This window comes from Spiroplasma corruscae (assembly GCF_002237575.1).
Classification (GTDB): domain Bacteria; phylum Bacillota_I; class Bacilli_A; order Mycoplasmatales; family Mycoplasmataceae; genus Spiroplasma_A; species Spiroplasma_A corruscae.
This window is the reverse complement of record NZ_CP022535.1, coordinates 323,205-347,605: the sequence shown is the minus strand read 5'-3', so window position 1 is coordinate 347,605 and position 24,401 is coordinate 323,205. Positions and strand designations below refer to the sequence as shown.

The window sequence follows — 24,401 nt, the reverse complement described above, 5'->3', positions numbered from 1 at the left end:
AGTAAAAAAAAACACATTTTTTATGTGCATTATCCATTATTTTGGAATAAGAAATCTATTATCTTTTCTTTAATTATTTCTTCTTTGATATGGTCAGTTGGCAATAAATTATTCTTAATGTAATCTACTTCAACTCCAAATGATTTTGCTAACTTCTCATATTTTGAACTAATTTCATCTTCTGAAACGTCGAACTTTTCAGTATTTCTTACTTTATCAGTTATTAAATAGCTTTCAAGTCTTTTAATAGCATCATTTCTAAGTTCTTCACGAATACTTTTATCAGTTAAACCAGTTTTCTTTTTATAATCTTTCATTGTCAACTTTTGACCTTGTACTTTTGCTTCAAATTCCTTATACAAATTGTCAACTTCTTTATCGATTACAGTTTTTGGTATTTCAATAACTGAGTTTTTTGATATTAGTTCAATAACTTTATTAACAAAAACAGTTTTGAATTGTGTATCTTTTTGCTCTTTTATTTGATTTTTAACATAACTTTCTAAATCTTTAAATGTATTAATATCTGGAATATTTAGGTCTTTTGCTAATTCATCATCTTTATTTGGTAATATTTTTTCTTTGATTGACTTAATATTAAGCTTAAATTCAGCTTCTTTTTCTGATAACTCAGGTGTGTAATCTTTAGGGAAAGTTACTTTAATAGTTGATTCTCCTAATTTTTTCCCAATCATTTGATCCTCAAAACCCGGAACCATTTTTCCACTTCCAATGTCAAGTTTAAAATCAAGTCCTTTTCCACCAGGGAAAGCAACACCATCTATAAAGCCTTCAAAGTCAAATGTAACCACATCCCCTTTTGCAACTTTAGAATCTACATCTTTATCTTTTTCCATAGCGAACTTTTCTCTATATTGATTAATTGCTTTTTCAATTTCATCTTTTGTTACTTTAACTTCTTCTTTTTTAAGAGAATCATCTTTAATACCTTTATAATCCTTAATATTTATTTCAGGTTTTAAATCAAAAATAAAATCAATTTCACAATAATCTTCATTAATTTTTTTTGGAGTCGGTACTGGTGAATTAAAAGGTTTTATTTCAGAATCTTGTTCTAAAGCAAACTTTCAAGCACTATCTATTATTGATTGTAAAGCTGCATTTAAATACTTAACAGGTGTAATATACTTTTCAAGTTTTTCTTTTGGTGCTTTCCCTTTTCTAAAACCAGGTATTTCAACTGATGATGCAACTTTATTTTTACCTTTTTTAACAGCATCTTTTCATTTTTGACCTTCAACTACAACAGTTCAATAACCAAGACCTTTTTCTATTTCTTTTTTTGCAGTAAATTTCATTTTTTATCTCCTCTATTATAGACTTTTTTAATTATATCAAATAATTATTCATAATTTATTGTTTTAACTTCTATCTTATCTTTAATTCTCACAACTAATTCATCTAAGTTAAACAGTTTAGACTTTAACATTTCATATTCAAATGAATTATATACTTCTTTTACAATAGTTTTAAATTCTCCTACAATAAATGGTAATATTTCATCAACACTTTCCAAATATAAAGTTATTAAATTATAATTAATATTAAGTTTAAATGTAGGATATATTTCTACAGCTAAATTAACAACTTCTAAATAATATGAAACTTCATTTACAAAATATATAAGTTTAGTTATTAAATTTGCATGGAACGCCTCAACAATTAATTTTGGATTAATTTCTGTATCTATTAAGTCAACATAACTTTTACTCACATCTTTAACTATGTTTTTTTTATTGCTTAAAATATCTTTTTTAAGCATTGAAAACTCATATCTAATTAATTTTTCAATAGATTTATTTTTTATAGAATTTTCTAATATGTTACTTACATAATTGAAAGACCCATTAGTACTAATTAATGAATGTCATTTTTTCTCTATACAACATCAACAATCATAACTATCGTTATTATCACATTCACAATTATTTATTGCACATATACAGTTTTTCACTATATTAACATCACATTTGCAACAATTCATATATGTTAACCTCCATAAGAAATTAATTTCTTCAAGTTTTCTTCATCAAATAACACATTATTTTCTTTCAATATATCAATTAATTTAATTATATTTTCTTCCTTAAAATTGCTCATATTAATTCTAAATTTCTTAGCAAGCTTTACAAATTTTTCATTGAATAAAATATTATCAAAATGTTTAAACGGAAACATAGTAAATAAAATATCTACTTCTTTATAATTTGCTACTCAATTTTCACCTTTTAATAAAACTTCATTATCACACTCTGAATTAATTATTTTAAATAAGTTTTGCATTTTGTTCTTTATTTTTAAAAATGCAGTTTCAATTGTAAGATCTGGCTTTAAACTTTTTAGATGTACTAATTCTTCATATTCCTCAATAATATTGATAGGTAATTCAAGTTTTAATATTGAAGGAATTATTTCGTTAGTGATAATATTCATTAATAAATGTCTTGATTTGTAAATAAATAGAAAATAATACTTATAAAAAAAATACTCAGGTGATGAAGTTGAATTACATAATGATTTTAATCTAATATGTAATTTTTTCATATATACTTTAAACCAAATATTCTCAATAATGCTATTATAATTTTTTGTTTTTTTATATACTTTATTAGCAACTAAGTATCCAAAGTTTTTATGTATTTTATTATACAGGTATAAATAACGTGAATTACAAAAACCCAAATTAAAGCATTCCTTAATATTAAGAATTTTAATATCATAATACTTATTTTGTGTTAAATCTCACAGCTTTTCAAATCGACCTTTATTGCTGATTCACCATACCTTTTGTTTATTTTTCTTATAAACGAAATCTTCATCTATATACTGATAGTATTTTATTTTATTATTTGATTTTTTTATTATTAACACTATAAACATAATTAAAAATATAACCAATAATAGAGAACCAAAAGCATAAATATATAACCACATATTAAATAAAAAAAATGATCCTATGAATTAATTTCAACAGTTTCATTTTTTGTATCATTTTCTTTTGTATTCTTCATTGGTTTTTCTTTTTTTACTCTTGAATCTAATTGATTATTTAATTTAAATCTTTTTTCGATTTTTTTCTCAAACTTAAGTCTTTTTTTCAATAATTTAGGCTGTTTATTAATATTTAGATTTAGTCATACAGTTAAATTAGACATTTTAAACTTTTTAGCCATTTTTCTTCAAAATATAAAATATTTATTATTAGCACTTGAGTATTCAGCAATTTCAAAAGATCTTCCACAAATTACAAAATGTGTTAGTTCATCAAAATCTATTGATGGTGTTTTATCGGTTGGAACAAAAACTTTTTTTGAGTTATTTTCATTATCGTTAGGTACTTTTCCGCCTACACTTCTAGTTGATCCATATAATTCTTTTCATAACTTTTCTTTTTCAGCTTGTTCTTTTTCATAATTTCTATCAACTTTAGCAGTAGAAACTTGTTTTTCTTCGGTCTGGTTATGATTTATTACTATATTAGGTTGTGATTTCTTAATTTCTTTTTTTATAGTATCTTTTTTCTTAATTTGAATTTCTTTTTCTGATTTAGATTCTATTAGATTATTATTTTTTTTGACTTTATCTGACTTAACTTCTTTATTTTCCGCCTGTTTTTTTGCTCTTAATTCTTTTTCTTTTTCATATTGTTCTTTTTTAAGTTTTTCTTCTGCAGCCTTTTTCTCTCTTAATTTATATTCATTTTGCTCACGTATTTGAGCTTCTCTAAGCATTTTTTCGATTTTTGATTCTTCGTTTTTTGGTTTTAATGGTTTAATTTTTTTTGGTTTCTCTTCTGGAACTTGTTCAATTTCAATAACTTTGGAAGTATCAACAGTAAGATTTTCAACAATGGTTTCAGGATCAGTTTTAATTAAAATTTCTTCAATTCTTTTAATGTTTTCTCTTTTTTCAGATAACTCTAATCACCTAATTTGTTGTAGATGTTTACTTCTTGGGTCTTGTTGAATATTTCTGTTAAATTCTTGATGATATATTTCTTCTTCTTGATTAAATAAATATGAAATATATGAAATTAATTGCTTTCTAACAGCTAAGTCATAAGACTCATATTCTTGTGCAAAAATTAGAATTGTTTTTGTGGTCAACCTTTTTTCAATTAATCCTTTTATTCTTAACTTTGTTTTATCAGAAATTAAATTAAATTTAGAATCATTAAACTTACTTAAATTTCTGTTTTTTGATGTCTTTTTCACCATATAAACCTCCATCTACTAATATAAATCATTACAATACATATATTTTAACATTTGATAAACTTATATAAGTTGTACTTTTATAAAAATAAGCAAGTTATAAAAAAACTTGCCTATTAAAGTTATTTGATATTCTTAGTAAACTTTTTACTAATTTTATCAATTCTATCTTTTCTTTTTTGATCTTCTAATTGTTGAATCTCTAAGGCTTTTTCTTCAATTGTTTTATATTTATCAGTTTTTCTTGCTAATTTTAATGATTCGTCAAATAATTCATCGTCATGAACTCTTGTGAAGTACGCCTTCATTTTAAGCTCAGTTTTTTTGATCATTTCTTGTTCATATCTAATTTGAGCATCAATACTTGAAATTTCAGCTCTATTTTTAGCATCTCTTTCAAGTCTTCTTTCTCTTTCAAGTCTAAGAACCGTGGCTATTCTTTTCTCCTCGGTTCTCTTCATTTGACGTTCTTTCATTAACTCAATAAGACGTTGTCTTTCTTGAAGCCTTCTCATTCTTTCAGCTTTTTGAATTGCTTTAAGATTAATTTCTTCACGTTGTTTGATTCTTCTCAACTCACGTGCTTCTGCAATTTTTCTTGATCTTGCAACAATGTAGCTGTTTGCTCTTTCAATTTTTAATAAATTGATTCTGTGACGTCTTTCATTTCTTAGCTCTCTTAGGAACTCAATTTTTTCAGTCATTTCATCAATTGTTTTATTTTCATTTCGATGTTCTTCCAAAAGTTCTTTCATTGAAGGTCTTTTTAAAACATCAAACTTCATTTGATAATTACCTATTGGTTTTATTTCATGATATGGTTTTTTAATTTCTTGAGATTCAACTTCTGTTCTCTTTTTACTTGCATCAAATATTTCAGATCTTAATTCATTTTTACTAATTTCAAAACCTTCTTTTGAAACTATATTTTTTTTCAAAGGATTTATAATTTCATCTTTTGAATTATATTTAAAAGGTTCAAAATCATCTTCTTTTACACTTAATTTTTGTTTATCATAAAAACCGTCACCTATATTTCTTTGAAAAAAATCAAGTCCAAGTTCAAGAGCGGCCACTGTATTTTCTTCACTTTGAACTAGATTTTCATCATAGTCAATCTTATTAACAGCGTTAAATTCAGCTCTACTCATTTGTTCATTAGCTATAAAATCTTGATTATTTTCAATTTCTTCGGTATAAGAATTAGAGGAAGTGTTATTGCCTTTAACAAAATCTTCAAGATTTGGGTCAGGAACAGCATCGGCAGTCATAATTTGAGTTTCTTGATCAAAGTCAAAATCATTAAGGTCTTTTTCTATACTTTGATTAACTATTTGATTATTTTCATTTCTATCCGCTAAATACCCACTTTTCAAGAAACTTTCTGGTTCAAGTGTATCATCTGCACCAGTATCTAAGTCATTAAGAATATTCTCAATTTCATGAATATTTTTACCTGTTTTAGGTGTTGCAGTAAAGTTAAACTGCTCAACTTTTGATTGATTTTGATAACCAGCCCTACTTAAAATATCTTCTCTCGTATTTCTATTAATAGTTTTATTTCCACCAGATAATCGATTTAATAAGTCTTGTCTCTTTTGATTGGGAGACATTGAGACGGGTTTAACATCTAAACGTTCTTTTCATCCATCAATTTTACTTCCCGAACCACCTGAACTTTTCTTACTAGTGTTAATATAACCTTCTCAAAAAAACTTGAAAATTCTATTAAATTCTGACTCTCATAAATCTATAAGATTAACTCTTCTTGGGTCATCTTTAGGTAAAGAGTCAATTCTTTCGTATGAAGATATTAGTTTTTTGTAACTCTCGTCAGATTGTAAATTGTATTTATTAATTAATGCAAGAGCTTTTTGACCAAAAGTTTGGTACACATATTCAAATTCTTTATTTTTTTGATCATTTCTTTTTGAATCATTAGATTTTCTCTCTGAATTATTAGACGCCATAGCTACCCCCTAAAATCAATTTAAATTGATTATACACTATTTATTCCTATTTTTAAAGTACTAAGGCACTTATTATACACTAATTATGCATACATAATATTATAAATAAAAAAACAAAATAAAATTTACATTAACGCACAACCTAATAAAGTTGATTCATCTAATTTATTTGCAAATTCAAATTTTGTTTTATAACTTATATCTTTCGTCACATCAATAACTTTTTGAAATATATTTTCAAATCAATCTTTATTGTGTAATGCAACACTGCCACCAATAACTATTATTTCTGGGTTAAAAAAATATATTGCAGTAGAAAAAAACTCAATGTATTTTTCTTCTATAAATCCAAAGTATGCATTAATAATAGGGTTTTTTTTAGAATAATATAACTCAAATGCATGTTTAGTATCTTTTATATCTAGACCTTCATTTAATAAATTTTTAAGTATATTTCTTCCACTAGCAATAAATTCTATACCAGATTTTGTTGGATTTATAGCACTTATATCCGGGATAGAATTAGCAACTTCTAAGGCATTTCCTGTAAAACCTTCTAAAATCTTCCCATTACAAACATAACCAGCACCAATTCCAGTTGAAATGGTAAAGTATAATAATGAATGTATATTATCTCTAATCAAGAATTGACCAAGCGCTGCAATATTAGCATCATTATTTAACTTTACATTATCAGTATTGTAAGCTTTTTGAAACTTTTCTTTTAATGGAATTCCATTCCAACCTGGTAAGTTATTAGAGTTAATAATTATACCTGTTTTGGGATCATAAGGACCAGGACAACAAATCCCAATGAAATCAATATCATAACTTCATTTATTTGTTAATTCAATAATTTCTTTAAAATTTTTTTCAAAATCATTAGGTTCTGAAGTAATAGAATCTTTAACAACAATGTTTTTTCCATCAATTATAGCAATTCTTATGTTAGTTCCACCAATATCTACTGCTAGTTTCATTATAATCCTTCTTTCTTTATAGAAATAATAGTTAAAGTATTAAAGTTGCTAACGTATTGTTTTTTAAAATTTCAAAATACTTGGGTAATATTAAAACCATTATCTTCTAGGTATTTAATAATTTCATAGCGACAATATCAATTCAATTCCATATTCTGAACTTCTTCAATATTGTCATTTCTATAATATTTTATAATATTTAGAGTTTTTTGTTCTATAAAGTTAATACTTTTAGAAATATTTTCCACCTTAATAATATCGTCATTAATATGATATTCGTTAGTATTAATTATTCCTTCTTTATAATAAATTGGATAAATTAAATCTATAATTAATTTTCCACCTAATTTTAATATACTGTTAATTTTTATAAAAAGTTTATTTATTAACGACTTATTTATTAAATTAATAAATCCATTTGGAGCAATAATATGATTAAATTTATCATTTGTAGTTAAATCAAATATATTATTATTAATATAATTTCCTTTTAAATTATTAATGGAAATATTATTTTCATAAAGCGATTGCATATCCTTTGATAAATCAATACCAACAATGTCAACATTATATTTTATTAGCGGAATTGATAGTCTACCATTACCACAACCTAATTCTAATATTTTTCCTTCTAATGGAATTAATTCTTTTTTATAAAATTCTATATCACCATCAATTGAAGTTCCTGGCGGTTTTGTAAAATCATAAACTAGACTACTTAAACTTAAATAAAGATTTTTCATTAATCCTTCATTATATAAATATCTTCAAGTTGTCTATAAAGATCATCAATTGCAAAACCATAACCTACAATGTATTTATCTGGAACAACAAATAATGATTCATAATCATAATTAAACTTATTTTTTGTATCCGACTTTGAAGCTAATACAACTAACTCTAATGACTTTGGATTTAACGATTTAATGTACTCATAAACTGAGTTCATTGTTTTACCAGTGTCAATAATATCTTCAATAATTAATACATCTTCGTTTTCAACAATTGGTTTTACTAGTTTTTTATGATAATTTAAATCATCAGTTGATTTAATACCATCATAACTTGAAACGGTTATTGTATCCATTTTAATTGGAAAATTTAGTTTTTTTAATAAATCTGTGAAAAAGAATATTGCTCCATTTAAGATTGCGATTACCGTTAAAGTTTTTCCACTATACTTTTTATTTAATTTATCTGCGTACTCACTTATTTTCTTATGTATTTCTTCTTTAGAAATTAGTAACTCAAACTTATTGTTATCTATCATATTTACCTCTTAAACAAATTAATTATAAATTAAAAAAACATTTATACATTAATTAATTAAAATCTATGTATGAACGTTTAATTAATTTTTATTTATTCTTAATAAATTTATATAATTCAACCATTTCTTTTGCTAATAAAATAACAGTTTCTGTTGTTAATAATTGATCTTCTGCGTGCATAAATAAAACTGGAATTTGAATCTTCTTTCCCGATGCTTCTGCAGAAATTACATCTAAATGACTATGACCTGCAATGCCCATTGATTTTTCAGACAAATCTAATTCTACTTTCGCTTCTTCAAATTTACCTTCCCTAGCTAACCTTATTGCATTAATAGCTCTTCCTTTTGCTTCACCTGCATTTGCAATTATTGTAAAAGAAATTTCTTCAAAGTTTAATATTTCCATAACTACTCCTCCATATAATTTAAATAAAATTGCTATAATATTATTGAAAGTTGGTTATAACTATGCACATATCTGATTTAGCTTATTTTAGTTTTATACCTATAATTATTTGTTTAATTATTTATATAATATTTGAGTCAATGGAAAAAATTTGGCATCATTATTTCGCATTCAAATTAAAAATGTATGTAATCGGTATAATAGTATGTACAATAATAGTTATAGCAATTGTTATTACCTCATTATTTGTTTCAATTTAGAAAAACTGTCAAAAGACAGTTTTTCTAAATTTTATACACTTTTTTGTTTTTTGTTTTTAATTTTTTGTTCTAGAATAATATACTTTTTATCTCTATTTTCTTTATAAATTATTGATTTTTCTAAAACTTTTTCTCTTTTAATTTTTGCTGCTTCAATTTGATTTTGTTTTCGTTCTTCAAGTTTTTGTTTATTTACCATTCTTTTTGCCCAAAACTCATTTGAAGATTCTGCATTTAATAAAATATACTCAGCTTTGTTTTGCATATTTTCATATTTTGTATCTGTATCAATTTTAAATCTGTATAATTTATCACCATAATAACGTTTTTCTTCTTCATATTTTGCAGGGTCATTTAGTTTTAATTTTTTAAAATATAGTATGTTATCTAACATAACAAATGGTAGATATGCAGTAATAGTTACTCCAAAACAGATCATTGCTGGAATAATTGCCCTAGCATCTAGAGAAGTTATTACTGCTGTTAAGAATCACGGTGCTGTTCACGGTGCTAATACATATGAATACTTAACAAAGCCAAAGACAGCTGGTGAGAATAGATAACCAATTATTAGATTTAACACAGGAGTGAAAATAAATGGCACAACATAAACAACATTTAAAACCATTGGATATCCAAATATAACTGGTTCATTAATTTGGAATATACCTGCCGGTGTTGAATATTTTGCTATTTCTTTTAATTCTCTTCTTTTTGATAAACAAAATGTCATTATTAATAATCCTAATGTGGCACCACTACCACCTACATATGCATAACCATCAAAGAATGGTTTTGCAAATACACCCATAGAACCACTTGCAGCGGCTGCTTCATATCCTAATGAACTAACTAATGCACTATTAATTCCCAAGACCATTAAGAATATTGGTTCAAATATTCCACCCATTACGTTTGATCCATGAACACCAAAGAATCAGAAGAACCCAACTAATATCATGAATGCTATACCTAATCCTAATCCACCATTACCAGTTGCAAAACCAATAAATCATGATGTTATGAATTGATAAATTGCAGCACTTGCACCAAACTGTGTTGGTCCTAAATTTGTGCCAATATATGAACCAGTAATAACATCAATTGATCCATTACTTAATCCAAAATGTAAGATATTATTTTTGGCAATATCATAAAAGTTACCTAAATCCACTAACGAAGTAGAAGAATCACCAAATTTTGTTGTCATAACTAATGTTGCGACATAAGATTGAACCATTGAATCTTGACCTTCGTATCATTGTGCGAAGTTTTCTCTATTAAGGTTTGTAACTAATGAATCAATTCAGCTTTGATTTGTAGCATAATCAATTCCTAAATGTTTAGCAATACCCTCGCCTCCCAAAGACTTAATTGCATTAAATAGACTATCTATTTCAGTTACATCTTTTAATCCAGCAACTTGATTATTACCTGTAACATTTCAATTAAATACTACAATAGCAAGTGTTAAAATAATTATATTCAATCCACTAACTGCCATAAGTGTTAATGTAACTGGTAAAAATACGGCAAATGATTTACCAACGGCAGGAGGTACACTATCTGGTAGTTTTATTTTTAAGGCTCTTAATGAAGATAACCATAAAAATAGTTCTGTTGCCATAATACCGAATATAATGGCACCAATAAGACCTTTAGCATCCATAAAGAATTGAACTTCACCTAAACTAGCAAGCATAAATGATGCAGTTGAAACCATACCTGCTATTATCGGTGATTGAAAACCTCTTGAAATTGATATATAATAACCAAATAAAAATGAGAAATATATTGACATCATTCCTACTGTTACTGTGTTCATATGTCCAAATGCTAAACCACATATTTTAGATGTTTGCATTCATCCCAGAATATCTGGCGCACCATCAAAACCTGCATTACCAGTACTAATTAAATTACCAACTTGTTCTCAAGTATAATCACTATGAGCTGCTTTGGCAAAAAGACCAAGTAGTGATATGTATCCTGATCCAGCTCCACCAAACACAATTGCATTAATTAAAACACCAATTGATCCAGCTATAATAAGAGGAATCATTGTACCAAATGAATCACGAATTGCAGCAAGATATCTTTGATTTCCAGCTTTAGCCATTGTCGGTATAAATTTTGTTTTGAATCAAGATTTAAAATTCAATTTCTCTTTGGATCTAAAATCTTTATCAGGGGTAAATTTATTATCCTTCATATTATTACTCCTTTCCTTACATATTACATTTCTAGCATTCTTAATGCTTGTTTTACAGCATCTTCACCTTTTGCTAGTGCATATATTTGTGTAGGTATTAATTCCACCGGTTTTCCGGAAGCATTTTTTTTAATTTCATCTAATGCATAACTTATTTGTGGACCAATCATTATAGCATCAAATGAAGCTAAATCTTGTTTTGCTTCTGCCATGCCTTTAGCTACAATTTCAAAATCTATTTTCTTAATTGTTGCATACATTTGCATCTTTTTTACAAGCATACTTGTTGACATACCTGCAGAGCAAACTAATAAAATTTTTTTCATACAACCTCCTTTAAGAAAATTATATATTAATTTTTCCAAAATAATACAAAATAATAGAATTTTTTTTATTTAAATTATATTTTTAATATATTCTAATAATTTATCTATTTTTTTATTAACAATAACAACTTTGGCAGGTTTATATAAATTCAGCAATAATTTAGTCTTATAAACTTGAACTCTAAATGCTAAGAACTGCTTTTTTAAATAAACAGATAATATATGCCTTTCAAAAAACCCCATTATAGATGTATCGCCTTTTGCGAAATCAAAATATGTTATTTTAGTTATTTTATTTGAAGAATTAGACCTAAACTTAACTGATTTAATAAACAGCTGATTTTTGATAGCTCAAGTAATAGAAATTTCTTTATTTTCAACAAGTTTTTCTAATTTGAAAATATTATTATTGTTTTTCTTACTAGATCTATATCAACTTCCCTCTTCTAGTACTAAGTTTTTTAAATTTGGATTCATATCATCTAATGATATTTGTAAAAATGCATTATAAACTTCTTCAATAGGTTTTTTTATTTTCATTGAAGAGAAAAGCTTGCTTATTCTTTTTCTTTCTTCAAATAAAGAAGTATACTTTTGTTTATTTAATTTTTCAACAATATCATCATAATTTTTTTGAGCTATTAATTTTTCTTCATTTTCTAACTTTATATCTTTCATATTATTTTCATCCTATATTCCAATTATCTAATAATTCATTAAGTTCATTTTCTAGTTCTTTTTTATTAAAATCTGTTACTTTACCATTTGATTTAATGACATTTTTATATCAACAATAACTAAGTTTTGGTTTTCTTTCTAAAATTGGAGAATTGAAGTCTACAGATACTAAACCATAGTCTTTTCTATATCCAGCACTAGGTGAAAATATATCACAGTAAGTCCACAATGAATAACCGAAAAGATTTAGTTCTTTTTCTCTACATTTTGTAATTATATCTATGATTGGTTTTAAATAATTTATTCTATCGTAGTCTAATATAAGCTTTTTAGATTTATCATCAAAGTCTCCAAAACCATTTTCGATTATCATGATTGGTAAATTATATTTATCTTTATAAGCCTTTAAGCCAACTTCTAAATATTCAGGGAAAATTGGTCATAGTCACTTTGTATAATTTTTATGTTCTTTTGGCAACACAACTGAGAAATTTCCAAAGTCAAAATTAACAGGTTCTTTATGAAGTAATGTTTTATCAATTATCATATTTTTGTTTGTAATAAAATAAGGTCTATAAAAATTCCAACCAATAAAGTCGAGTTTATATTTACTTAAATATTCAAGCTCTCCTTCCAAAATATTAGGGTCTAGATTTTTTTCTTTTATATAATCTCAAAAAACACTTGGATATTTTCCAAGAATATTTGGATCAATTCAAAAATCTCTCATTCATGAATTATAGTTCTCCAATAATTCATTATTAAGAGTATCATTTTTCTCATCACCTCAAATTACAGGAGGTGATCAATCATCATCAATACCTAGTATTGAACTTTCTGTAATATAACCTAGTTCTTTAGCTTTTAAAAACTCTTCTTTTGCGATTGCACCCGACATATTTAAATTATGAATAGCTTTTACAAAACTTGTTGGACTATTTTTACAAGGAGGAAATGTGTCACCTAAATAACCATCTAATGTAAATGATTTATTTTCATCATTAACAAACCAAATATCTGTGTATTTACCTAAATACTTAAATACAGTTGCGCAATAATTTCTAAATGCTTTAAGTATTTCTTTTGACTCTCAACCACCCTTTATTTCTAGTCACATAGGTGTATCTCAATGAAATAAAATTGGAATAGGTTTAATATTATTATTTCTAAGTTCTTCAAATAAGTTAACATAAAATTGAATTCCCATTGGGTTTATATAATTTTCATTAGTTGGAAAAATTCTAGTTCAATCCATATTATATACAAAGGCATTTAATCCCAAATCTTTCATGATTTTTATATCAGATTTATATTTATGATAAAAATCACTTGATACTTCTATTGAATTAATTTCTCTTTCTGTAGATCCTACTGGTGGTACTTTATAATAAGTTTTTGTATATCAATCTCATAACGAGTCAGTTCTACCATGTAAACTTCTTGCACCTTCAATTTGAAATGCATTTGTTGATACCGAAAATAAAAAATCATGTTTTTTCATAAAATTTTCCTCTCATTTTTATTATAGAATAGTAGTAGCGAGGTTATGAAATGAGCACTGAAGTAATAGCTATAATAATAGGAATAATATTTGCAGCACCGTTTGTTATTTGAGGAATAATTAGATTTATGGATAAAATAATGCATAAATTTTTTTCTTGATCAAAATTTTTAATATTTTTCTCATTACTATTATTCTGAACTATCGGAATTGTTTTATTAGTATTAAAGATAACTAATAAAATTTAATAATTCTTGTTTTTATTATACATTTATATTCTAATAATAAAATAAAAATATGGAAAATTTTCCATATTTTTATTTTATTATTAGTTTTATTAAATTTTTAATTTTGCTTGAGCATTGTACCATTACTTTTGCAAAATCATTCTCATTTGAATTTGTTCCAACAACATCACTTATGATTTTTATACTAATGACACTTTTTTTAAGAATATATGCACTTTGAAAAATTGCTGCACACTCCATATCAACTAAATCTATATCCTTAGATACTTTATAAATAATGTTTTCAACTTTTTCCTTAGAATTTATAAATACATCACTTGATAGTATTTTTACTTTTTTAAAATTAATTAATTCCTTATTAAAAAGATCGTTTGAAAGATAACTTTTTGGCATTTTTGGAACTTGTCCAAAAGAGTAACCAAAACCAGTTACATCCACATTTCCAAGAAAAGCCTCTTCGACTATAAAAAAATCAAGTTGCTTAAATGAATGAGACAAGCTACATGCAGTACCTACATTAATAAAATATGATATATCAAACTTAGTATCCATATATGTAAGGCAAGTTGAAGCATTTACCAAACCAATACCAGATATAACTATATAATAATTATCCTTTTTATATATATCGAATAATCCCATTATTTTTTCAAAACCAAGATATTCAATTGTATCTTTTGCTTCATCATACATTGCGAAAATGAAAGCGTAATTATACTTATTAATTATCATTTGTAACCCATCAATCATATGCTTCTAAAAGCTTAGTTCCAATATTTTCGACTCCATTTTTTAATTTAGCAAATTCAAACTGTCTCTTTAGCAATTCTTTAAATCCCATTTTTAAATCAGCTTTTACAACTGCTCTAAACCTTTCTATATCAAAATAATCTCTTTCATAAGAGATTTTATCTGCACAAAAAACTATCATATCAATTACACTCATGTCTTTATCTGCAACAGTATGTTTAAAAACTGCACTAGTAATTACTGGGTCATCAATTAATCAATCCTTTTTCAGATGAAAAGAACCAACGAATGAATGCCATACTTGTTTTGGTTCTTTTAATAAGCTTTTATCAAAAAGATTAATATATTCATTCATTTCATCATAATCTCATTCTTTAGCAATATCATGAAGGGTTCCAGCAACAAAAGCTTTATTTAAATCACAGTTATTTAATAAGGCTAGTTCTAATGAGTAACGTCCAACATTTAGTGAATGAAAATATCTTTCTTGTGTCATTCTTGATTCTAATCTTTCATAAAGATACATAAGATTATAATTTATATAGTCATTTACTTCTTTGATTTGAAGATTTAGTTTTTCAAGATTTCTTATTTCAGTAGAACTTATAAAATTATTTTCAAATTCAAATAGTTCTAAATTGTATTTATTTATTATTTCATTATTATATGTGTCACTTCTTTTATATACCTTAAAATCAATAGCTTTAATTAAGTTTTTAAAATGATCTCATTTTTCAAACTTATCTAATTGATCAGAACCCATAATAAAAGAAAAATTTATATTAGGATACTTTTTTTTATAATAACAAACAGTATCATATGTATAAGATCGTACAGTTTTTGATATTTCATAAGTTTTAACTTTCACAAAATCAAGACCCTTTATAGCGATTTTAATCATTTCTAATCTTTGATTAACACTTGAAGTTGATATTAATTTAAACGGGTTTAAATAAGTTGGTATCAGCCATACTTCATCAAACTTTAAATCTTTCTTACAAGATTTCATTATATTAATGTGGTCAGTATGAATTGGGTCAAAACTGCCTCCAAATAGTGCTACTTTTTTCATAATATTCCTTTATTTAATCAAATTATCTAAATACTTTCCCACTCCATTATTATCAATAGTATCAATAACTATATTTGCTACTTCTTTTAAAGCTGAAACACCATTTCCAACTGATATCCCATACTTAAAACTACTTACCATTTCGATATCATTATTATTATCTCCAACAACATGTATATTGTTTTTGTCTACGTTCATTAACTCACACCATTTTTCAAGACCAGTTGCTTTATTAACTCCCTTTTCCATTGCGTCCATTATTAATCTTGACTGTATAAATGTTTGTGGATGATAAAGATTCATTTCATCAAGGAAATTTACTAAGTTAAGATGTTTTTCTTTATCTTGAATTGGGTCAAATGAATACATTAATTTTAATGTTTTATATTTTTTGTTTTTGATATCTTCAATTAAGTCTAAATAACTATCAATAAATATAAACTCAGGTTGTAGTTCTTTAGGATAATGTGCAAACAATTCTTGATATTTTTTATACCTTTCAGATGTTTTTAATGATATTAAATCTTTAGCTGTATAAATATTTACATCAAGACTATTCTTATGAGCATGATCAAGTAACTTTAAAACTACACTATCACTCATTGAGTTTTCAAATAAAACCTTATTTGTTATTGGGTCTATAATTGCAGAACCATTTGAACATATTATTGGCAACTTAATTTTAAGTTGTTTAATATAGTATTTCATATTTTGATAAGCTCTTCCGGTTACAATAAAAAATTTGCTTTCAGATTCAACTTGATAGTTTAGAATGTCTCTAACTGTTTCATCTAATATTTTAAAATCCTCATTTCTAACAATAGTACCATCTAAATCACTTGCTACATAAGGTAAATTATTTTCTTCTTTCATAAGATTATTTTACTACTTTTAATCATTATTCTAATATATTTATTTCTTTAAATATATAACTCCTAAAAAAATAATCAACATCATCATATTTAATAATATGAATTACTTTTCCATCAACTTTTTTTGAAATAATATAATTAGGCTCTTCATCAGTAATTACTACAAATTCTGTCTGTTCAATATCTTTATAACCTAAATGTTTTTTTAATCTATGCCAACTTTTTTGATATATTTCATAAAAACCAGTAACTTTTCTTGAAGTAAATTCATCGAATTTATTACCAAAGTAAATATCATTTAAAAAATTACTCATTAAATTTTTATAATTTTTAACCCTTAGAAACTTAATTAGATAAAGTTTATTTGTACTTTTTACTATAAAAGCTAAGTCAAACTTTTCTGCTTCACCAATATTTTCTTCTTTTTTTTGATTCTTTAATTTTATACCGCTAATATCCTTAATTATATAATTTGGATTATTGAACTTTAATGAGCTAAAATAATTTCATATCACTTCTTTTAATGTTTCTTTAACAATAGAGTTTATTTGAAACTCATCATTTAAAATTGTAAATAACTCTTTTTTCTCTAACCTAATATTCATTTCAATTAACTCAGGATATGAGAATAAGGTTTTTTTATGACCGAGCAATGAATGACTAAAAATAACTCCTTTAAAGAAATCAACATCATAATTAGTACTTATTAATTGTGTGTATATTTTGTTCTTCATCTTATTATATATATGAATATCAAGAACCTCTTTAATGGTATTTAAATTATTTTCATAACTATCAGAGTAAAATAGAACATTACACAAACTATCTAAATACTTATTACTTTCAAAAGAATAATAAAAACTAAAAGAACTTTCAACTTTTTCCATAATAGTAAAATATTCTTTAAAGTCAAAAGCTAATAAATCTCGTTCTTTTAACTTTTTAATAATAAGCTTTTCAAAATTATTCTTTAATAATTTGTTTTTGTTATTTTCCATTGCATTTTTAATCGCTAAATTTTGACTAATATGATTATAACTAGATATTTTTAATACACTAACAGGTGATAATGTACTTAGGTTAAATATATTATTAATATTATAATCATTCTCGTTATTTGATAAAGACTTACAATATTCATGTGCTAAAATAGCTTTTTGTATTATTCCATAAATCCAAATTAATATAAAAAATGATTTATAAAACTTAATTTTTTGAAGTGCTATCATAATAAAACTGTCAACTTTCGAAAAATAGTCTAATGTTTTATTATGATTGAAATTGATTAATGTTAATAACCATTTATAAAGTGAGGTGTAATACAATAAAAGACTTTCTTTATAATTAAAAACATTAGTTACTTCTTCACTTACTTTTGGGATATTAATTCTTGAAATGTTAAGGTATTCTTCATTATCCTCGATATGATTATATTGACACGCTAATATTCTTAACGATAAACTGATTAGACTATTAAAAAATGCAGTATTATTATTGATCTCATCTTTATTATTTGTCTTTTTAAAATGACCATTATCAAAAACATTTTCTGTAAAAAAAATGTATTTTTCCTTTATCTTTTTAATAATAAAGTTACGATAATCATAAATTTTATCATTCACAGAAAGTAAGGAGTCAAAAACATTATTAATATCATCTTTATTAATATCAAATATTGTAAAGTAGGATAAATAATCTTCACCGTATTTATCTTTAAGAACTTCTCACAACTTTGTTTTTTCCATTTAAACCCCTAGTATACCTATTATTGTATAAAATATATTTTAATTTTAAAAATATTTTCAGAACTTAAAAAATTTTTTAAAAAAAAGTTGAATTTTTGTAATTAATTTGATATATTAATTTTGTCCTTTCCGAACACTATGGCATAATAAATAATGAATTCATCTCCCTTTACATCACTTTCAGAAGATGAAAAATCATTTTTTATACAATTTATAACATCCTTTCTTTCGACTAGGCTACTTTGCAATTTGCCATAGTTAGTAAAATAGTCTTATTTATTACTCATTCATATATTTTTAATTATTAGCAAATCAACAATTTATAAGTGCAAAAAAGCATAATAAAAAAAACACGTTACACGTGTTTTTTTTTGTATTTTTAATAATTTGAGTCCGGATTTTCGGAATTTTCTTTAACGTTTTTATTTCAATAACTCCTTAACGAATTAATGACATTATCATAACTTACTTTTGAACTTGCTTTAAATATACCAGTATATAGTTCTTTATTTGAAGAAGCGTTTTGAGGACTTAAGTACTCATAAATAGCCTTACCAAAAATGTTTACTGATGTTTTATATAAATAAAACTCATAACTAATATCTCCTATAATGGCATCTATTCCTTGATTATACAAGTTTTCTTCTAACTTATTGTTTCTTATCTCTCCGTTGTTATCGGTAAGCACTACATTGATAGTTTTATTTTTCACTAAACTTGCAAAAGCTTCATCATCATCTGCATTTGAATAACTATTTACCCCAGGACTATTGTTATTTTTATAGTCTAATGATATTCCTTCATCATGGAAATAATTTACATCCGCAAGAATATTTCATAATTTTTCTGATAAATTTTTTAGATAATAGTCAACCATTAGATAAACTCTTCAATCACTTGAACTAACATTTCCACTAGTATCTGATGCTTTTTTAAGCATTTCATCCATATAGTTTATTACTTCATTATCAGATGAACTAATATTTAAATCAAATAACTTATAATTAAATACATCATCTCCAGATGTCTTTTTATTAAGAGTCCCAATCATTGTGCTAATATCATTTTCTTTGAATCTATGACTAAAAAAAACACTTTTAAAGAATAAATCTGTATAGAATTGATCATTATTCGAAGTTGTTGCATCTGGATTATATTTAAAATCTTCTAATTTTTTTGGAACTTTTAAAGAATAATATGTAATAACTAACTTATATGAGTTATCGATTCCAAAGTCTAGGTAATCGTTAACACTAACTAAATTTGAGGCTAAATCTACTTTTTCCGATCCTTCTCCTTGTTCTTCATTTTTTAATACTGAGTTCTTTGTATCTATTTTATTATTAACTGTTGTTAACATTGTGGTTCCAAAATCTTTTTGACCTGATTCAACATCATTGGTATTTCTAGAGTATTCAAAAGCTTTTAATAAATTTTCCTTAAATGTTTCAATTTGACTATCAGTTAAACCGTCACTAGTAGAATCAATTGCCGAAAAGTTAATTGACTGATTCGAAAAATCTTCTAAAAACTTTTTACTTTCTTCATTTGAATTAACAAAGTCCTCCCTTAACAAAGAAGTTAATGTAGTAAATAAATTATTAAACAGTTTTTTTACATATTTATTTGCAACATTCATTTGTTCTTTTGTATAACCATTACCTTCATCATCTTTAAATTGTCTTCTCTTAAGTGATTCTGAAAATAATATACTATATATTTGATTTTTTAATACTATATTTATCATTTTAATATCAGATGTTTCATTTAAATATATTGGATTTTTTATTAAATAATTGTTTAATTCTTCTTCAATTAACTCTTTAGATTTTTTTAGTACATCATTTCCAAAATCAAAGTTTAAAGGTATGTTATTTATAATATCCATTACACTTGGTGAATAATTTATAAAACCTGGATTCAATCCATTATTATCTTTTTGGAATAAATCATCAAGCAAAATTAGATCACTTGAAGAAGCATATCCATTATAAATAGGTCCAATATTTCTTGCAGATTCAAATATTGAATCTAATGCATTTACTGAAGACTTTCTAATTGCATCTGGATTAGATTGCTCATCAATAATATCTCCATCTTCATTTGCTACTAATCTCTTATTGATATTAACTCTTGCATACTTTGGTGGTCCATCACCAGTTCAACCTAGAGTTTTACTATCTAAAAATGTAACAGATAAACTTCAACCATTGTCTTTGTACATTGGTTCCATTCACCCACTTACGTTATTAGCAACTCCTCAATCTTTATTTTCAAATAAATCTCTTAAAGTTCATTGAGATTGTCACGCTACTTTTTTTGCTATTCAATCATATCCACTTACTTTAGTTGAAATTTCATTTAAAAAAGAATTAGCCATTATATAAATGTTTACCATTTCAGTTGAAAGTCTAGAATAAGCATCTTCATCTAAGGTTTCTTTCAAATTTAATCTATTAAATAAAGTCTCAACTTCGTCAGAGGTTAATGAATTACCAACCTTAACCCCCGCACTCTTTAGAGATGATGTAGTTAAGTTTCTTATATTCATTATTTTTTCTTCATCTGTGTAATTATTATCTAAGTTTGGGTTGCTTTCACAAGATACAACATTAACAATTGAAAATGAAGTAAGTGTTATACCAGCTAATAGTGCAAGAAATTTTTTCATATATTCACCTTTATATTATTTTAATACAATTTACTTAGTTTTATTATTTTTTGATTCTATTTTTTGTGATTTTAGTGATAGCTTTTCTTCTTTTTTAATCATTCTTAATTCTTTCATTTTCTCTAATCAAGCAGATATTTTTACAAATATATATTTGATTATGATTCCAATATTTCAGAAAATCATTATTAATAAAAATACGCATCCAACTCCATAGTATAAGAATGCAGAAATACCCCCAATTCTCAGAATAAAAACATCGGAAAAAGCATTTGGTAAAGCATAGAAAGCTTTATGAGGAAGAATACTTCCATTACCTAAATATGACATACATCCAAATAGAATAAAGAATACTCCACCAAGTGAAGTAAAATGAATATAAGTAGATCAGAATTTATATTTATCTTTTGGTACTGAAATAAATTTATCAGATAATTTTTCTAATATTAATCAATTCATAAAAATAAAATATAGAAATGGAATCATTGCAACAGATGGTATTGTACCAATTATTGTTGATGCAAAAATAAACCCTCTTGCTGAATTAGGTTCTTGTCAACTATCTACTAATAGTGAGTGAAAACCTCTAAACCAATAATAAAAGCCACTATTTTTATGAATAACAACAGAAGAAAAAATTAGCATTAACATTTGAAAGACAAATAAGCATATTAAAGTAAAAGACATTCAAAAGATTTTATTTAGTCTTCTATAAGGTTTTAGTCTAATTAAAAAATCAGATAGTTTTTTCATAATTCCTCCAATAGTATTATTTTAAATTATTTTTTGTTTTTAATTAATATAATAGTAAATAAATTATAATATATATTAGTTTAAGGAGTTATTATGAATATATTAAAAGTCTCTCCAAGAGGATTCTGTCTAGGAGTTGTAAAATCAATAAAAATGGCAAAAGAAGCTTTAAAAATGTATCCAAATAAGGATATATATATGATAGGTTTATTAGTACATAATAAAAATGTTGTGAGTGATTTTGAATCACAAGGAATAAAAATAATTGATGACTGAAAAAAATCAAGACTAGAAATAATAAAATCAATACCAAAAGGAAGTGTTGTTGTCTTTTCAGCTCATGGAACTGATAAAAATGTTGTTGATTATGCACAAGAAAATGGTCTAATAGTAATTGATACGAAATGTGAATGAGTACTTGAAACAGAAAACTTAATAAATGATTACTTAAAATTAGGATTTGAAATTATTTTTATTGGTAAACATAATCATCCCGAAACAATAGCACTAACATCAATTAATAAAGAAAAAATTCATTTAGTAACAAACACTCAAGAAGTAGAAAATCTAAACTTAAATGGTGAATCAGATATATTTGTTACTAATCAAACAACTCTTTCAATAATTGATACTCAGATAATATATGAAAAGATTAAAACTAAATATAAAAATGTAAAGTTTAAAAATGACTTATGTGACGCGACTTTGGTTAGACAAAAAGCTGTTCTTGATTTAAAAACAGATGAGGTTGATTTACTATTTGTGGTTGGTGATGAAAGAAGTAACAACACATTAAAATTAGTAGAATTAGCTGAGAATAAAGGAATTAGATCAATAAGAATTAATTCAAAAAACGATATTGATTTAAACGAAATAAAAGACGTTAACACAATAGCAGTAACTGCAGGTGCATCAACGCCTAGTATAATTCAAAATGAAGTCATTACTTATTTAGAATCTTTATGTAAACCTTAATATTTCATAAATTGATTTTTTATATCAAAAGTTAACACCTTTAAGTCATTAAAGGTTTTTAAGATTTTGTTTTGAATATCTTCTATAAAATAATTTTCCATATAATGACCTAAAGCAAGTAAACTAACATTATTCTGATTTGCATATAATCATTCATGTCATTTAACTTCCCCAGTTACATAAAAAATATCTCTTAAATTTAATTCTTCGATTAGACCACCCGCTGCTCCAGTAGCAATAAGAAACTTACTAAATGTAGCATCCATATCAATATTTTGAGTAACTAATGGGTTAGAACTTCCAAAAATAAATATTAGTTTATCAATAATTTCTTTAACTTGCATTTCTCTAATTAATTCAATTTCAAAATACCTATTACTTTCACCAACTATTGATTCATTTTTAATGTTAAACTGTGTTTCTAATAAATTAATTAAGTCTTGATTACTACTATTATCATAATTAGTGTGAATTGAAAATACTTGAATTTCATTTTTAACTAATAAATCATATAATCTCTTTTTATATGAGTTATTTAATTCTTCTTGAACTTCTTTAAATATGAATGGATGTCTACTAATAATCAAGTTTGTTTTATTTTCAATTGCATAATTAACAACATCTAAAGTAACATCCAAACATATAACAATACCATTTATTTCATCTTGACTTTTAAGATTATAGACTTCTTCTATTTGAAATCCTGCTTTATCTCACTCAGCTTCTAGATATTTTGGAAACAAATCATTTAGATAATTAATCAATACATTTGTTTTTAAGCTAGTCATTTTTTTTAATCCCCTTTTTTAATAAATTTGAAACTATTTTTTTATACTTTAAAATTTCTTTATATCTTTTTCCTTTTTTTGGTACTTGTAACAACAATTTTAATAGATTTTCTTCTTCGACCATTCATTTTTTTAAAAACAAATCATCGCTAGATTTACGTAATATTGGTCCAAATATTATATCTTTTTTATTTGCTACTTTACTACCTGCAAATTTATTAATTTTTATAATTTCATATAATAAATCATTATCTAGTACTATTTGTTCACTTTCAATAAAATATTTATTAACCTTAGCCCATTCTCTAATTTTGCTTATATTTGTATTGGTACAAAAAACATATGAATCAATGTTTTTGTTATCATTTTCTAATATTTTCAACATTGTAGTGCTGCCCATACCAGATATAATACAAACATTAATATTAACATCTTTATTAAGAGTTCAATTAATACCGTCAGATTTAATAATTTCTACTTTATCTTCAACTCCAAAAGATCTAATATTATTTTTCGCAATATTAAGGGGTCCATCTGCTATATCAGTCGCAAATATTTTTTTTGCTTTTCTATCTTTAGCTAAATAAATTGGTAGATAAGCGTGATCAGTTCCAATGTCAGCAACAATATCTTCATCATTTACTAGTTTAGCCAATGCAAATAACCTAGGGGTTAAAAAACTCATA

23 protein-coding genes are annotated in these 24,401 nt (G+C 24.9%); 2 read left to right on the top strand and 21 right to left on the bottom strand.

What is annotated here, in order from left to right; all coding sequences use genetic code 4:
• Positions 1-29: 29 nt before the first annotated feature.
• The 13 genes from tig to SCORR_RS01610 form a co-directional block, all read right to left on the bottom strand.
• Complete coding sequence (gene tig / locus SCORR_RS01675; protein ID WP_094048486.1) at positions 30-1,319, bottom strand: trigger factor; 1,290 nt, start codon at positions 1,317-1,319, stop codon at positions 30-32.
• A 44-nt stretch (positions 1,320-1,363) separates the two neighbouring features.
• Complete coding sequence (locus tag SCORR_RS01670; protein ID WP_094048485.1) at positions 1,364-2,005, bottom strand: hypothetical protein; 642 nt, start codon at positions 2,003-2,005, stop codon at positions 1,364-1,366.
• A 5-nt stretch (positions 2,006-2,010) separates the two neighbouring features.
• Positions 2,011-2,565 carry a hypothetical protein gene (locus tag SCORR_RS05365; protein ID WP_157705326.1) on the bottom strand — a complete coding sequence of 185 codons (555 nt, stop codon included), beginning with the start codon at positions 2,563-2,565 and terminating at the stop codon, positions 2,011-2,013.
• A gap of 410 nt (positions 2,566-2,975) precedes the next feature.
• The gene (locus tag SCORR_RS01660) at positions 2,976-4,238 is read right to left on the bottom strand and encodes a hypothetical protein (RefSeq protein ID WP_094048481.1); all 1,263 of its coding nucleotides are present in this window, start codon (positions 4,236-4,238) and stop codon (positions 2,976-2,978) included.
• Between the two features lie 119 nt (positions 4,239-4,357).
• The gene (locus tag SCORR_RS01655) at positions 4,358-6,205 is read right to left on the bottom strand and encodes a hypothetical protein (protein WP_094048479.1); all 1,848 of its coding nucleotides are present in this window, start codon (positions 6,203-6,205) and stop codon (positions 4,358-4,360) included.
• Positions 6,206-6,330: 125 nt separating this feature from the next.
• Entirely contained in the window at positions 6,331-7,185 is an 855-nt protein-coding gene (locus tag SCORR_RS01650; protein WP_094048477.1) for an ROK family protein, read from the bottom strand.
• Positions 7,185-7,928: a class I SAM-dependent methyltransferase gene (locus SCORR_RS01645; protein ID WP_094048475.1), complete on the bottom strand. Its 744-nt coding sequence runs from the start codon at positions 7,926-7,928 to the stop codon at positions 7,185-7,187. The genes SCORR_RS01650 and SCORR_RS01645 overlap by 1 nt, the downstream gene beginning before the upstream one ends.
• Entirely contained in the window at positions 7,928-8,455 is a 528-nt protein-coding gene (locus SCORR_RS01640; RefSeq protein ID WP_245831797.1) for a phosphoribosyltransferase, read from the bottom strand. Before SCORR_RS01640 ends, SCORR_RS01645 begins: the two co-directional genes overlap by 1 nt.
• Before the next feature lie 88 nt (positions 8,456-8,543).
• Complete coding sequence (locus SCORR_RS01635) at positions 8,544-8,864, bottom strand: PTS sugar transporter subunit IIA (protein ID WP_094048473.1); 321 nt, start codon at positions 8,862-8,864, stop codon at positions 8,544-8,546.
• 291 nt (positions 8,865-9,155) lie between these two features.
• Positions 9,156-11,336, bottom strand: a complete 2,181-nt coding sequence (locus SCORR_RS01625; protein ID WP_094048469.1) for a PTS sugar transporter subunit IIC — start codon at positions 11,334-11,336, stop codon at positions 9,156-9,158.
• A 23-nt stretch (positions 11,337-11,359) separates the two neighbouring features.
• The gene (locus SCORR_RS01620; protein ID WP_094048467.1) at positions 11,360-11,662 is read right to left on the bottom strand and encodes a PTS sugar transporter subunit IIB; all 303 of its coding nucleotides are present in this window, start codon (positions 11,660-11,662) and stop codon (positions 11,360-11,362) included.
• A gap of 69 nt (positions 11,663-11,731) precedes the next feature.
• The gene (locus SCORR_RS01615; protein WP_094048465.1) at positions 11,732-12,340 is read right to left on the bottom strand and encodes a hypothetical protein; all 609 of its coding nucleotides are present in this window, start codon (positions 12,338-12,340) and stop codon (positions 11,732-11,734) included.
• 1 nt (position 12,341) lies between these two features.
• Positions 12,342-13,841 (bottom strand): glycoside hydrolase family 1 protein, encoded by a 1,500-nt coding sequence (locus tag SCORR_RS01610; RefSeq protein ID WP_094048464.1) that lies wholly within the window; start codon positions 13,839-13,841, stop codon positions 12,342-12,344.
• A gap of 50 nt (positions 13,842-13,891) precedes the next feature.
• Here SCORR_RS01610 and SCORR_RS01605 point away from each other — a divergent pair, with 50 nt between their 5' ends.
• Entirely contained in the window at positions 13,892-14,089 is a 198-nt protein-coding gene (locus tag SCORR_RS01605; protein WP_094048463.1) for a hypothetical protein, read from the top strand.
• A gap of 69 nt (positions 14,090-14,158) precedes the next feature.
• Here the strand turns inward: SCORR_RS01605 and mtnN are convergent, their stop codons facing one another.
• From mtnN to SCORR_RS01575, 6 genes are all read right to left on the bottom strand, one after another.
• On the bottom strand, positions 14,159-14,821 hold the full coding sequence (mtnN, locus tag SCORR_RS01600) for a 5'-methylthioadenosine/S-adenosylhomocysteine nucleosidase (protein WP_157705324.1): 663 nt from the start codon (positions 14,819-14,821) through the stop codon (positions 14,159-14,161).
• Positions 14,811-15,911, bottom strand: a complete 1,101-nt coding sequence (locus SCORR_RS01595; protein ID WP_211279186.1) for a nicotinate-nucleotide adenylyltransferase — start codon at positions 15,909-15,911, stop codon at positions 14,811-14,813. Before SCORR_RS01595 ends, mtnN begins: the two co-directional genes overlap by 11 nt.
• Before the next feature lie 9 nt (positions 15,912-15,920).
• The gene (locus SCORR_RS01590) at positions 15,921-16,784 is read right to left on the bottom strand and encodes an HAD family hydrolase (RefSeq protein ID WP_094048457.1); all 864 of its coding nucleotides are present in this window, start codon (positions 16,782-16,784) and stop codon (positions 15,921-15,923) included.
• A 25-nt stretch (positions 16,785-16,809) separates the two neighbouring features.
• On the bottom strand, positions 16,810-18,528 hold the full coding sequence (locus SCORR_RS01585; RefSeq protein ID WP_094048455.1) for a hypothetical protein: 1,719 nt from the start codon (positions 18,526-18,528) through the stop codon (positions 16,810-16,812).
• A 379-nt stretch (positions 18,529-18,907) separates the two neighbouring features.
• A complete protein-coding gene (locus SCORR_RS01580; RefSeq protein ID WP_094048453.1) occupies positions 18,908-21,199 on the bottom strand; it encodes a hypothetical protein in 2,292 nt (763 codons plus the stop codon).
• A gap of 30 nt (positions 21,200-21,229) precedes the next feature.
• A complete protein-coding gene (locus SCORR_RS01575; protein WP_094048451.1) occupies positions 21,230-21,952 on the bottom strand; it encodes a hypothetical protein in 723 nt (240 codons plus the stop codon).
• A 93-nt stretch (positions 21,953-22,045) separates the two neighbouring features.
• Here SCORR_RS01575 and ispH point away from each other — a divergent pair, with 93 nt between their 5' ends.
• A complete protein-coding gene (gene ispH / locus SCORR_RS01570; RefSeq protein ID WP_094048449.1) occupies positions 22,046-22,927 on the top strand; it encodes a 4-hydroxy-3-methylbut-2-enyl diphosphate reductase in 882 nt (293 codons plus the stop codon).
• Here the strand turns inward: ispH and SCORR_RS01565 are convergent.
• Positions 22,924-23,715 carry a Nif3-like dinuclear metal center hexameric protein gene (locus tag SCORR_RS01565; RefSeq protein ID WP_094048447.1) on the bottom strand — a complete coding sequence of 264 codons (792 nt, stop codon included), beginning with the start codon at positions 23,713-23,715 and terminating at the stop codon, positions 22,924-22,926. The genes ispH and SCORR_RS01565 overlap by 4 nt on opposite strands.
• Entirely contained in the window at positions 23,708-24,400 is a 693-nt protein-coding gene (locus SCORR_RS01560; RefSeq protein WP_094048445.1) for a tRNA (adenine(22)-N(1))-methyltransferase, read from the bottom strand. The genes SCORR_RS01565 and SCORR_RS01560 overlap by 8 nt, the downstream gene beginning before the upstream one ends.
• Position 24,401 lies beyond the last annotated feature (1 nt).